Here is a 12,933-nt window from a genome sequence, read left to right on the forward strand (position 1 = left end):
GCCGCGGTCAGCGACGACGGCGGCCGCACCTGGCGGCCGGCCGCGGCGCCCCCGCCCGCCTACCGCTCCGGCGCCGCGTGGCTGCCGCACAGCCGCGCCGCCGCCCTCGCGGTGGGCCCCACCGGCACCGACCTCACCACGGACGGCGGCCGGACCTGGCGGACCGTCGACACGGGCTCGTACGACACCGTGGACTGCGCCGCGGACCTCGGCTGCTGGGCGGCGGGCGAGAAGGGACGGGTGGCTCGCCTGGAACGGTGACGCATGGGCCCGAATGCGGGTACCCGGTCGCCGACGGCGCCGGCCGTCGACCGCGAAAGGAGTGAGCGACCATGCCCGCAGGTTCCAGCTCGAAGCGGGAGCGCCAGTACGAGCACATCAAGGAGAGCGCGCAGGACCGGGGGGAGAGCACCAAGCGCGCCGAGGAGATCGCGGCGCGGACGGTCAACAAGGAACGCGCGCGGTCCGGCGAGTCGAAGACAGCGAGCCGCAGCTCGAAGCAGGACATGTCGTCGAGCAAGCGCGGCGGACAGCGGTCGGGCAACCGGACCGGCCCCCAGGGCCCGACCCGCGACCAGCTGTACAACGAGGCCAAGCAGCGCGGCATCGAGGGCCGTTCGCACATGAACAAGGACCAGCTGCAGCGCGCGCTGGACTCGAAGAAGAGCTGACCCGCCGGGCCCGGGCCGGCTCGCCGGGACCCGTACGCTCGTCCCCATCATGACGACCGTACGCATTCCCGCGGGCTGGCCCGCGACCGAGGAAGAGGCCCGGGCCGTGCAGGACGAACTGCGCGCCCGGGTCGTACTGGACACCCCCGGCCCGCCGCCCGGCAGCGGGCACGTCACGGGCGTCGACGTGGCCTACGACGACGAGCGGGACGTCGTGGCCGCCGCGGCCGTCGTCCTGGACGCCGCGACACTGCGGGTCGTCGCGCAGGCCACCGCGATCGGCCGCATCTCCTTCCCCTACGTCCCCGGACTCCTCGCCTTCCGGGAGATTCCGACCGTCCTCGCCGCCCTCGAAGCCCTGCCGTGCCCGCCGGGCCTGGTCGTCTGCGACGGCTACGGCCTCGCCCACCCCCGGCGCTTCGGCCTCGCCAGCCACCTGGGCGTCCTGACGGACCTGCCGACGATCGGCGTCGCGAAGAACCCCTTCACCTTCCGCCACGACGACCCGCCCGCCCCGCGCGGCAGCACCTCCCCGCTCCTCGCGGACACCGAGGCCGGCCCCGAGGAGGTCGGCCGCGCCCTGCGCACCCGCGAATCCGTCAAGCCGGTGTTCGTCTCGGTCGGCCACCGCACCACCCTCGACAACGCCTGCGCCCACGTCCTCGCCCTGACCCCCGCCTACCGCCTCCCGGAAACAACCCGCACAGCGGACACCCTGTGCCGCAGGGCGCTGCGGGAGGCGACGGAGGGGTGAGAGAGGCGTCTGAGTACCCGTACTGAGTACCTGTACGGATGTGGGCGGGTGGGTGCTGTCGGCAGGGTGGGGCCCATGACGACGCATCGCGCCCGTGCCCCCAAGCCCCTCGCCGATCCGAACCGGCCCGTCGAGCGGGCCGTGACGGCCGCTCTCGTTCTCGCCGTGCTGGCCGGGCTCGGCTGGATCGGCGGGATGATCTACACGGTGGCCGGCTGGTCGCTGTAGGGCCCGGACGGGCCGTTCCGGGTCACCGGCTCGCCGCCACCCGGAAGGTGATGCCAGCGCGGCGCAGGCGGTCGGTCAGGGCGTCGCCCATCGCGACCGCCGTGGTGACCTGACCGGACGTCGGCGGCAGGTCGTCGAAGGCCAGGGACAGGGCCGACTCGGCGAACATCTTGGCCGTCTCGTCGTAGCCGGGATCGCCGCCCGCGACCTCCGTGAAGACGCGCCGGCCGCCGCCCTCGCCGACGAAGCGGACCGTGAACCAGCTCTTGGCGCGCTTCTCGGGGTCCGGCCCGTCTCCGGGCTTGAGCCGGTCCGACAGCCAGCGCCGGGCGGGCGGCAGCTGGGCGGCCGCGACCAGTGCGCCCATGGCCGCCGCCCCGCCCACCGCGACGGGCAGGTGCCGTACCGCCGCGTAGTGCCGGTAGCGGAAGTCCGGGCCGTAGCGCTCCAGCGCCTTCGCGGACCGGTGCACGATCTGCGGGTCGATGGTCGGCAGCGGCAGCGCCCAGGCACCGACCTCCTTGGCGAACCGCGGCGCACCGGTCGGCGCGGCGGCCCGCCGGCCCACCAGGCGCGGCTCGTGGCGGCGCCGGTCCCGCTCGGCGGCCAGCATCGGCCGCAGCCGGGAGAACTGGTTGAGCGCCGAGGCGAACGTACCGCCCGAGAAGGTGGCGTCGGCGGTGACGAACCCGTCCACCCTCAGCGGCACGCCCTCGGGCAGCTGCCGCACGGTGAAGTACGCGCCCAGGTCGTGCGGGACCGAGTCGAACCCGCACGCGTGCACCAGCCGCGCGCCCGTCTCCCGCGCGCGTGCGTCGTGCCGCACGTAGGTCAGGTCCACGAACTCCGGCTCGCCGGTGAGGTCGAGGTAGTCGGCCCCGGTGTCGGCGCAGGCGGCGACGAGGTCCTCGCCGTAGGTCACGTACGGCCCCACGGTCGTGGCCACCACGCGCGCGTGCTCGGCGAGTTCGCGCAGCGAGGCGGGGTCGGCCACGTCGGCCGTCAGCACGCCGGTCTTCTCGCCGCCCGGCAGCCGCTCGCGCAGCTCCTGCAGCTTGCGCTCGCTGCGGCCGGCGATCGCCCAGCGCAGCCCCTCGGGCGCGTTGGCGGCGAGGTAGTGCGCGGTGAGCGTCCCGACGAAACCCGTGGCTCCGAAAAGCACGATGTCGTACGGACGGTCCGTCCTGTTCAGCCTGCTCATGACACCTCTTGTCCGCTGCGCGCGCCGTTGTCGGTCGCCGAGGCTAGCTTGAGGTGTGCCGGGCCCCGGCGCCGGGTGGCGCGCCCTCACCATAATTGGCTAAGCGCTTGCTCGTCCGGGTCTTGTGCTCATCGGGACAGGTTCATAGCATCACTGGTGTTACATCAGTTGTGTCATACCCATGGGATCAGTCTGGGGGCCGGATGGCGACGACGCCAGGGCAGGGGCCGCTCACCGGCGTGCGCGTGGTCGAGCTGGCCGGGATCGGGCCCGGCCCCTTCGCCGCGATGCTCCTGGCCGACCTCGGCGCCGACGTCGTCCGCGTGGACCGCCCCGGCGGCCCCGGCCTCGCGATCGACCCCGCCTTCGACGTGACCAACCGCAACAAGCGCTCGGTCGTCGTCGACCTCAAGGCCGCCGACGGCCCCGCACGCGTCCTCGACCTGGCCGCCCGCGCCGACGTCCTGATCGAGGGCTACCGCCCCGGCGTCGCCGAGCGCCTCGGCGTCGGCCCCGCCGACTGCCACGCCCGCAACCCCGCGCTCGTCTACGGCCGTATGACCGGCTGGGGCCAGGACGGCCCGCTCGCCCAGCGCGCCGGCCACGACATCGCCTACATCGCCCTCACCGGCACGCTCGGCATGATCGGCGAACCGGACCGGCCGCCGGCCGTCCCCGCCAACCTCCTCGGCGACTACGCGGGCGGCTCCCTCTACCTCGTCGTCGGCGTGCTGGCCGCCCTGCACCACGCGCGCGCCACCGGCACCGGCCAGGTCGTCGACGCCGCCATCGTCGACGGCACCTCCCACCTCTCCGCGATGATCCACGGCATGCTCGCCGCCGGCGGCTGGCAGGACCGGCGCGGCGCCAACCTCCTGGACGGCGGCTGCCCGTACTACGGCACCTACGCCACGTCCGACGGCCGCTACATGGCGGTCGGCCCCCTGGAGCCCCAGTTCTACGACGAGTTCGTCACCCTCCTGGACCTGCCGGAGCACGCCGGCGCCCGCAAGGACTGGACCCGCTGGGGCGAGCTGCGCGAGGCCGTCGCGGCCCGCTTCGCCTCCCGCACCAGGGACGAGTGGACGGCCCTTTTCGACGGCTCCGACGCGTGCGTGGCCCCCGTGCTCTCCCTGGCCGAGGCCCCCGGCCACCCGCACCTCGCCGCCCGCGGCACCTTCACCGACCACGGCGGCATCACCCAGCCCGCCCCCGCACCCCGTTTCTCCGCGACCCCCACCGCCGTGCGCACCGGCCCCGCCCGGCCGGGCGCCGACACCGCGGGCGTGGCACGCGACTGGGACGTACCCGACCTCCTGAAGGGCCTCGAATGAAGCGGCAGATCTTCGCCCCCGAGCACGACGCGTTCCGGGAGACCGTGCGCGCCTTCCTGGCCAGGGAGGTGCTGCCGTACTACGAGCAGTGGGAGAAGGACGGCGTCGTCTCCCGCGAGGCCTGGCGCGCGGCCGGCAAGCAGGGCCTGCTCGGCCTCGCCGTGCCCGAGGAGTACGGCGGCGGGGGCACCGACGACTTCCGCTACAGCGCCGTACTGGCGGAGGAGTTCACGCGCGCGGGCGCGCCCGGCCTCGCCCTCGGCCTGCACAACGACATCATCGGCCCCTACCTCACCTCACTGGCCACCGACGAGCAGAAGCGGCGCTGGCTGCCGGGCTTCTGCGACGGCTCGATCATCACCGCCATCGCCATGACCGAGCCGGGCGCGGGCTCCGACCTGCAGGGCATCCGCACCCACGCCGAGGACCGCGGCGACCACTGGGTCCTCAACGGCTCCAAGACGTTCATCTCCAACGGCATCCTCGCCGACCTGGTGATCGTCGTCGCACGGACGACGCCCGAGGGCGGCGCGCACGGGCTGTCGCTGCTCGTCGTCGAGCGGGGCATGCAGGGCTTCGAGCGCGGCCGCAACCTCGACAAGATCGGCCAGAAGGCGCAGGACACGGCCGAGCTGTTCTTCCACGACGTGCGGGTGCCGAAGGAGAACCTCCTCGGCGAGCTCAACGGCGCCTTCGTCCACCTGATGACCAACCTCGCGCAGGAGCGCCTGAGCATCGCCGTCTCCGCGATCGCCGCCGCCGAGCACCTGCTGGAGATCACCACCGCGTACGTCAAGGAGCGCGAGGCCTTCGGCCGGCCGCTCGCCACCAAGCAGCACATCCGCTTCGAGGTGGCCGAGATGGCCACCGAATGCGCGGTCACCCGCACCTTCCTCGACCGCTGCACAGAAGAGCACGCGAACGGCGCGCTCGACGCCGTGCACGCCTCGATGGCCAAGTGGTGGGCGACCGAACTGCAGAAGCGGGTCACCGACCGCTGCCTCCAACTGCACGGGGGATACGGCTACATGAGCGAATATCCCGTCGCCAGGGCCTTCGTCGACGGCCGCATCCAGACCATCTACGGCGGTACGACCGAGATCATGAAGGAGATCATCGGCCGTTCCCTGCTCGGCTGACGTCCTTCCGCCCGGCCCGACCCTCACCCTCGAAAGGCCTCCCAGTGAGCACCGAAGCGTACGTGTACGACGCGATCCGCACCCCGCGCGGCCGCGGCAAGGCGAACGGCGCCCTGCACGGCACCAAGCCCATCGACCTGGTCGTCGGACTCATCCACGAACTCCGCGGCCGCTTCCCGGGCCTCGACCCGGCCGCGATCGACGACATCGTGCTCGGCGTCGTCGGCCCCGTGGGCGACCAGGGCTCCGACATCGCCCGCATCGCCGCGATCGCCGCGGGCCTGCCCGACACGGTCGCCGGCGTGCAGGAGAACCGCTTCTGCGCCTCGGGCCTGGAAGCCGTCAACATGGCCGCCGCCAAGGTGCGTTCCGGCTTCGAGGACCTCGTCCTCGCGGGCGGCGTCGAGTCCATGTCCCGGGTGCCGATGGCCTCCGACGGCGGCGCCTGGTTCAACGACCCGATGACCAACCTCGCCACCAACTTCGTGCCGCAGGGCATCGGCGCCGACCTGATCGCCACCATCGAGGGCTTCTCCCGCCGGGACGTCGACGAGTACGCCGCCCTGTCGCAGGAGCGCGCGGCCACCGCCTGGAAGGAGGGCCGCTTCGACCGCTCCGTCGTGCCGGTGAAGGACCGCAGCGGCCTGACCGTCCTCGACCACGACGAGCACCTGCGCCCGGGCACCACCGCCGACTCGCTGGCCAAGCTCAAGCCGTCCTTCGCGGACATCGGCGACCTGGGCGGCTTCGACGCCGTCGCCCTGCAGAAGTACCACTGGGTCGAGAGGATCGACCACGTCCACCACGCCGGCAACTCCTCCGGCATCGTCGACGGCTCCGCGCTCGTCGCGATCGGCACGAAGGAGATCGGCGAGCGCTACGGCCTCACCCCCCGCGCGCGGATCGTCTCCGCCGCCGTCTCGGGCTCCGAGCCCACCATCATGCTCACCGGCCCCGCCCCCGCCACCCGCAAGGCCCTCGCCAAGGCCGGCCTGACCATCGACGACATCGACCTCGTCGAGATCAACGAGGCCTTCGCGGCGGTCGTCCTGCGCTTCGCGCGGGACATGGGCCTGTCCCTGGACAAGGTCAACGTCAACGGCGGGGCCATCGCGCTCGGTCACCCGCTCGGCGCGACCGGCGCGATGATCCTGGGCACGCTCGTCGACGAACTGGAGCGCCAGGACAAGCGGTACGGCCTCGCGACCCTCTGCGTGGGCGGCGGCATGGGCATCGCCACGATCGTCGAGCGCGTCTGAACACCCCAGCGGCCACACGAGACTTCAACGGAGACCCCCTCATGACCGAGAGCACCACCATCCGCTGGGAACAGGACCGCACCGGCGTCGTCACCCTCGTCCTCGACGACCCGAACCAGTCCGCGAACACCATGAACCAGGCGTTCCGCGACTCCCTGGCCGTGATCACCGACCGCCTGGAGGCCGAGAAGGACTCCATCCGCGGCGTCATCGTCACCTCTGCCAAGAAGACCTTCTTCGCCGGCGGCGACCTGCGCGACCTCATCCGGGTCACCCCCGAGACCGCGCAGGACCTCTTCGACGGCGGCATGGCCATCAAGCGCAACCTGCGCCGCCTCGAGACCCTCGGCAAGCCGGTCGTCGCCGCGATCAACGGCGCCGCCCTCGGCGGCGGTTACGAGATCGCGCTCGCCTGCCACCACCGCGTCGCCCTCGACGCCCCCGGCTCCAAGATCGGCTGCCCCGAGGTCACCCTCGGCCTGCTCCCCGGAGGCGGCGGCGTCGTCCGCACCGTCCGCATGCTCGGCATCGCCGACGCCCTGCTGAAGGTCCTGCTCCAGGGCACCCAGTACAACCCGCAGCGGGCCTTGCAGAACGGCCTGGTCGACGACGTGGCCGCCACCCAGGACGAACTGCTCGCCAAGGCGCGCGCGTTCATCGACGCCCACCCCGAGTCGCAGCAGCCCTGGGACAGGCCCGGCTACCGCATCCCGGGCGGCACCCCCGCCCACCCCAAGTTCGCGGCCAACCTGCCCGCCTTCCCCGCCAACCTGCGCAAGCAGACGAACGGCGCCCCCTACCCGGCCCCGCGCAACATCCTCGCCGCGGCCGTCGAGGGCTCCCAGGTCGACTTCGAGACCGCCCAGGTCATCGAGGCCCGGTACTTCGTGGAGCTGGCCGCCGGCCAGACCTCCAAGAACATGATCCAGGCCTTCTTCTTCGACCTCCAGGCCGTCAACTCCGGCGCCAACCGGCCCAAGGGCATCGAGCACCGCAAGGTCCGCAAGGTCGCCGTCCTCGGCGCCGGGATGATGGGCGCGGGCATCGCCTACTCCTGCGCCCGCGCCGGCATCGACGTCGTCCTGAAGGACGTCTCCCTGGAGGCGGCCGTCAAGGGCAAGGGCTACTCGGAGAAGCTGTGCGCCAAGGCCGTCTCCCGGGGCCGTACCACCCAGGAGAAGGCGGACGCGCTGCTCGCCCGCATCACGCCGGCCGCCGACCCGCAGGAGGTGGCCGGCTGCGACGCGGTGATCGAGGCCGTCTTCGAGAACCCCGAGCTCAAGCACAAGGTCTTCCAGGAGATCCAGCACATCGTCGAGCCGGACGCGCTGCTGTGCTCCAACACCTCGACCCTGCCGATCACCGCGCTCGCCGAGGGCGTCGAGCGCCAGAGCGACTTCATCGGCCTGCACTTCTTCTCGCCGGTGGACAAGATGCCGCTGGTCGAGATCATCAAGGGCGAGCGGACCGGCGACGAGGCCCTCGCACGCGCCTTCGACCTGGTCCGGCAGATCAACAAGACCCCGATCGTCGTCAACGACTCCCGCGGCTTCTTCACCTCCCGGGTGATCGGCCACTTCATCAACGAGGGCGTCGCCATGGTCGGCGAGGGCGTCGAGCCCGCGTCCGTCGAGCAGGCGGCCGCCCAGGCGGGTTATCCGGCCAAGGTGCTCTCCCTGATGGACGAGCTGACCCTCACCCTGCCGCGCAAGATCCGCAACGAGTCCCGGCGGGCCGTCGAGGAGGCCGGCGGCACCTGGGCGACGCACCCCGCGGAGGCCGTCATCGACCGCATGGTCGACGAGTTCGACCGCCCCGGCCGCAGCGGGGGAGCGGGCTTCTACGACTACGACGAGACCGGCAAGCGGGCCGGTCTGTGGCCCGGACTGCGCGAGCACTTCACCAAGCCGGGGCACGAGATCCCGTTCGCGGACATGCAGGAGCGCATGCTCTTCTCCGAGGCCCTCGACACCGTCCGCCTGCTGGAGGAGGGCGTCCTGACGTCGGTCGCCGACGCCAACATCGGGTCGATCCTCGGCATCGGCTTCCCCGGCTGGACGGGCGGGGTGCTGCAGTACATCAACGGCTACGACGGCGGACTGCCCGGATTCGTGGCCCGCGCCCGTGAGCTGGCCGAGCGCTACGGCGAGCGGTTCGAGCCGCCCGCGCTGCTGGTGCGCAAGGCCGAGCAGGGGGAGCGGTTCGCGGACGCGTAGCGCACCCGGGCGGCGGCGCCGGTACCTCCGGCGCCGCTGCCCGGTTTCTTTCGGTCGGGAACCGGACCCGCTTGCCCTCGCAGGCCGGGACACCCACGCTGGCCCGCGAGCCGTCAGCCCGGTCCCGTCCCCGGAGGAGCCTCATGGGATACCGTCCCGCCCTCGCCGTCCTGGACATCCTGCGCGACGAGGGCGTGGACCGCGTCTTCGGCAACCCCGGCACCACCGAACTCCCCTTCCTCGCCGCCCTCTCGGACACGCCCGGCGCCCCCGAGTACGTGTTCGGCGTCCACGAGGGCTCCGTCGTCGCCATGGCCGACGGCTACGCCCGCGGCACCGGCCGCCCGGCCTTCGTCAGCCTGCACATCGCCGCCGGTCTCGCCAACGGCCTCATCGGCCTGCTCAACGCCCGCCGCTCGCGCACCCCGCTCGTGGTGACGGCCGGTCAGCAGGACCGCCGCCACCTCCAGCAGGACCCCATGCTCTCCGGCGACCTCATCGGCCTCGCCACGCCCGCGGTGAAGGCGGCGTACGACGTCCAGCACGCCCACGACCTGCCGCTCGCCCTGCGCCGCGCCTTCGCCCTGGCCGTACGCCCGCCCGCCGGCCCGGTGTTCCTGTCCGTGCCCACGGACCTGCTCACCGAGGACACCGAGGTCGAGGTCCCCGCCCGCACCCCCGTGCCGCCCGCCGGACCCGCCGCCGGCCTCGAACGGGCCGCGTCCCTGCTCGGCGGCGCCGCCCGCCCGGCGATCGTCGCCGGGGACGGCGTGGGCCGCGAGGGCGCCCTGGCCGAGCTGGTGCGCACGGCGGAGGCCTGCGGGGCGGTCGTCCACCACCAGCCCATGGCGGACTGCCTGGACTTCCCCACCACGCACCCCCTGTACGCCGGGATGCTGCCGCCCCGTCACGACGCCGTCCGCGCCGCCCTGGCCGCGTACGACACCGTCCTGATCGTCGGAGCGCACGCCTTCACCCCGCACGCCTACACGCCCGGTCCGCCGCTGCCGCCCGGCCTGCGGGTCGTCCAGCTGGACTCCGACCCGGACGAGATCGGCCGCAACTTCCCCGCGGAGATCGGCCTGGTGGGGGCGCTCGCCCCCTCCCTGGACCGGCTCTCGGAACTGCTGCGGGACCACGTCCCCGCCCACACCGCCAAGTCCCGCACGCTGCGCGCCGGTGAACGCCACGCCGCCGAACGCGAGCGCGACGAGTCCGCCGCCCGCGCCGCCTGCTCCACGGCCCCGCTCGCCCCCTGGGCCGCCGCCCACGCCGTCGCCCGCGGCCTGCCCCCGGACGCCGTGGTCGTCGAAGAGGCCATCACCGTCGGCCTGTTGCTCCGCCGTCTCGTCCGCCTCGACCGCCCCGGGAGTTACACCCACACCGTCGGCGGCGGCCTCGGCTGGGGCATCGGCGCCGCCGTCGGCCGCGCCCTCGCCGAACCCGGCCGCCCCGTGGTCGCCGTCCTCGGCGACGGCTCCACCCTGTTCGGCCTGCAGGGTCTGTGGAGCGCCGCCCGGCAGCGCTCCCCCGTGCTGTTCGTGGTGATGGGCAACGGCGCCTACCGGACCGTGCAGGAGACCTACCGGGCGATGGGCGGTCAGGGCGTCTGCCCCGGCACGGACCTGGGCGAGCTGGACTTCACGCAGGCGGCACGGTTCTTCGGGGTGGACGCGGTACGGGCCGAGAGCGCCGAGCATGTGCGTGAACTGGTCGCGGGGGCGGGGCGGCTGACCGGGCCGCTGCTGATCGACGTACCCGTGCGGTCCTGAGCGGGGCCGGGCCGGCCCGGGCGGGGGGCCGGTCGGCCCATGGCAGCGCACCGGGACCGCGTCCACGCTGACGGCACATCAACTGACAGCCGCCCGGAGGGCCGTCATGCCACATCAGCGCACCGTCCCCAGAAGACTGCTCGTCCTGTCGTCCGCCTGCCTCCTGACCGGCGCGGCCGCCCTCGCCCTCGCCCCGGCGGCCGCCGCCGAACCCGCCACCTCCGTCGCCTACCCCTCCGGTGCGAGCGCGACCCGCTACTCGGGACTCGCCTTCGACACCTGTACGGCACCGCCGCTCGCGTCCGTGCAGGCCTGGAACGCCTCGCCGTACCGCGCCCTCGGCGTCTACGTCTCCGGCGTCAACCGCACCTGTGCCCAGCCGCAGTTGACCGCCTCCTGGGTGGCCTCCGTGTCGCAGCTGAAATGGCGTCTGCTGCCCATCCACAAGGGCCTGCAGCCGCCCTGCGGAGCGCGTCCGACCGACGACAAGATCAGCACGACGCCGGCCACCGCCCGCTCGCAGGGCACCGCCGCCGCCACCCAGGCGGTCACCGCGGCGAAGGCACTCGGCATGCGGCCGGGCAGCGCCCTGTACAACGACATCGAGAACTACAGCCAGACGGACACCACGTGCCGCACGGCCGTGCTGTCCTACCTCTCCGCCTGGACGAAGGAACTGCACCGCGTCGGCTGGGTGTCCGGCGTCTACATGAACCTCAACCTCGGCGCGGGGCAACTCGCCGCCGCCTACACTTCCACCGCCTACGCGCGCCCGGACGCCCTGTGGATCGCGCGCTACGACGGGGTCGACTCGCTCAAGGGCTGGAGCGGCGTCACCGACTCCAAGTGGGCCGTCCACCAGCGCGCCAAGCAGTTCCGCGGCGGCCACGACGAGACCTACGGCGGCGTCACCCTCAACATCGACACCGACCGCCTCGACGCTCCCGTCGCCACGGTCGCCCACCCCTACAAGGTGACCAGCACGACCGCCCTCAACGCCCGCACCGGTCCCTCGACGAGCTACCCCGTCGCCGCGACCTACGCCCCCGGCACGACCCTGAACATCCTCTGCCAGGCCCCCGGCGCCAAGGTCGCCACCACGTCGGTGTGGGACAGGCTCACCAACGGCGCCTACGTCTCCGACCACTACGTCAGCACCCCGTCCGACACCGGCTACAGCTCCCCGCTGCCCCGCTGCACCTACCCCTACCAGGTCACCGCCACCAGCGGCCTGACCGAACGCAGCGGCCCCGGCTCCGGCTACACCGCCGTCGGCACCTCACCGAACGGCGCGCTCGCCTGGGTCACCTGCCAGCGCACCGGCACGACGGTCGGCACGACGAAGATCTGGGACCGCCTCGACAACGGCCACTACCTCTCCGACCACTACGTGGCGACCCCCAGCACCACGACGTACAGCAAACCGGTCCCGCGCTGCTGACACCCGGGTGTCAGGCGGGGCGGCCCTCCTCGGGAGCCGCCAGCCACTGGTGCACCTCTTCCTTCAGCGACCGCTGGAACGTGGTCAGCAGCGCCTGCACCACGATCGGCTGCATGTGCGCGGACAGGGACTTCACGTCCTCCTCGGTCCGCTCGGACACCTCGCTGCGAAACAGCCGGGACAGCTCGCGGGCCGCCGCCCGGGAGTGCTCGATCATCACCTCGCGCGCCGCGAGGATCGCCTCCTGCGACAGCGGCACGTCGAGCAGCTGCACGGCCAGCCGCAGCAGCCCCGAGTCCACCCGGAAGGCGTCCCCCTCGCGCCGCACCATGCCCATCGCGGTCAGCCGCTCGACGTCCTCCTCGCTCAGCGCCCGCCCCGCCCGGCGCCGCAGCTCCTCGGGGGTCACCGTCTCCACGCTGTCCGGCGCCCAGGAGGCCACGACGGCCCGGTGGATCGCCAGGTCGTGGTGGCTCAGGTCGGCCGGCAGCTGCTCCATGTAGCGCTCGATCGCCGCCAGCGTCATGCCCTGGTGCTGCAGTTCCTCGATCAGGTTGAGCCGGGCCAGGTGCGCGGGCCCGTAGTGGCCGACCCGGCGCGGACCGATCACCGGCGGGGGGATGAGCCCTTTGGTGCCGTAGAACCGGACCGTGCGGACCGTGATGCCGGCCCGCGCGGCCAGCTCGTCGATCGTGAGCGTCGGCTCCCCGGTGGCGCTGTCGGTGTCGGTCGTCATGTGCAGCAGTATCGCTGTCACACCAGTACTGCGAAACCTCGGCGGCCGCTGGGTGATCATCGCCCCGCCTTCCGCCTCCCCGGCAGCCCCGTCACGGAACCGACCACGATCACCCTCATCTGGAACGCCCCCGAGGCCGGCCGAAAGACCCTCCTCATCATCGGCCTGGCCACCCCGCGGAG

General features: G+C 73.1%; 12 protein-coding genes. 10 read left to right on the plus strand and 2 right to left on the minus strand.

The features are described 5' to 3' along the window. From M8J74_RS32050 to mmpA, 4 genes are all read left to right on the plus strand, one after another. A partial coding sequence (locus tag M8J74_RS32050) for a beta propeller repeat protein (protein ID WP_505016713.1) occupies positions 1 to 261 on the plus strand: 261 nt, incomplete at its 5' end. 71 nt (positions 262 to 332) lie between these two features. Next, on the plus strand, positions 333 to 671 hold the full coding sequence (locus tag M8J74_RS32055; protein WP_249839799.1) for a plasmid stabilization protein: 339 nt from the start codon (positions 333 to 335) through the stop codon (positions 669 to 671). A 49-nt stretch (positions 672 to 720) separates the two neighbouring features. After that, the gene (locus M8J74_RS32060; protein WP_249839800.1) at positions 721 to 1,425 is read left to right on the plus strand and encodes an endonuclease V; all 705 of its coding nucleotides are present in this window, start codon (positions 721 to 723) and stop codon (positions 1,423 to 1,425) included. 75 nt (positions 1,426 to 1,500) lie between these two features. Further along, a complete protein-coding gene (gene mmpA / locus M8J74_RS32065) occupies positions 1,501 to 1,653 on the plus strand; it encodes a morphogenic membrane protein MmpA (protein WP_203237637.1) in 153 nt (50 codons plus the stop codon). Between the two features lie 22 nt (positions 1,654 to 1,675). Here the strand turns inward: mmpA and M8J74_RS32070 are convergent, their stop codons facing one another. After that, complete coding sequence (locus tag M8J74_RS32070; protein ID WP_249839801.1) at positions 1,676 to 2,854, minus strand: saccharopine dehydrogenase family protein; 1,179 nt, start codon at positions 2,852 to 2,854, stop codon at positions 1,676 to 1,678. A gap of 203 nt (positions 2,855 to 3,057) precedes the next feature. On the opposite strand from M8J74_RS32070, the gene M8J74_RS32075 reads away from it, so the two are divergent. The 6 genes from M8J74_RS32075 (at position 3,058) to M8J74_RS32100 (ending at position 12,015) form a co-directional block, all read left to right on the plus strand. Then, positions 3,058 to 4,188, plus strand: a complete 1,131-nt coding sequence (locus tag M8J74_RS32075) for a CaiB/BaiF CoA transferase family protein (protein WP_249839802.1) — start codon at positions 3,058 to 3,060, stop codon at positions 4,186 to 4,188. Then, a complete protein-coding gene (locus M8J74_RS32080; protein ID WP_249839803.1) occupies positions 4,185 to 5,327 on the plus strand; it encodes an acyl-CoA dehydrogenase family protein in 1,143 nt (380 codons plus the stop codon). The genes M8J74_RS32075 and M8J74_RS32080 overlap by 4 nt, the downstream gene beginning before the upstream one ends. Positions 5,328 to 5,371: 44 nt before the next feature. Then, complete coding sequence (locus tag M8J74_RS32085; protein ID WP_249839804.1) at positions 5,372 to 6,586, plus strand: acetyl-CoA C-acetyltransferase; 1,215 nt, start codon at positions 5,372 to 5,374, stop codon at positions 6,584 to 6,586. A gap of 41 nt (positions 6,587 to 6,627) precedes the next feature. Then, entirely contained in the window at positions 6,628 to 8,802 is a 2,175-nt protein-coding gene (locus M8J74_RS32090; protein WP_249839805.1) for a 3-hydroxyacyl-CoA dehydrogenase NAD-binding domain-containing protein, read from the plus strand. Between the two features lie 143 nt (positions 8,803 to 8,945). Then, positions 8,946 to 10,574 carry a thiamine pyrophosphate-binding protein gene (locus tag M8J74_RS32095; RefSeq protein WP_249839806.1) on the plus strand — a complete coding sequence of 543 codons (1,629 nt, stop codon included), beginning with the start codon at positions 8,946 to 8,948 and terminating at the stop codon, positions 10,572 to 10,574. 106 nt (positions 10,575 to 10,680) lie between these two features. Beyond that, positions 10,681 to 12,015: a glycoside hydrolase domain-containing protein gene (locus M8J74_RS32100; RefSeq protein WP_249839807.1), complete on the plus strand. Its 1,335-nt coding sequence runs from the start codon at positions 10,681 to 10,683 to the stop codon at positions 12,013 to 12,015. 10 nt (positions 12,016 to 12,025) lie between these two features. Here the strand turns inward: M8J74_RS32100 and M8J74_RS32105 are convergent, their stop codons facing one another. Continuing rightward, on the minus strand, positions 12,026 to 12,751 hold the full coding sequence (locus tag M8J74_RS32105; protein WP_249839808.1) for a MerR family transcriptional regulator: 726 nt from the start codon (positions 12,749 to 12,751) through the stop codon (positions 12,026 to 12,028). Positions 12,752 to 12,933 lie beyond the last annotated feature (182 nt).

The organism is Streptomyces panaciradicis (assembly GCF_023516615.1).
In the GTDB taxonomy this organism is placed as follows: Bacteria; Actinomycetota; Actinomycetes; order Streptomycetales; family Streptomycetaceae; genus Streptomyces; species Streptomyces panaciradicis.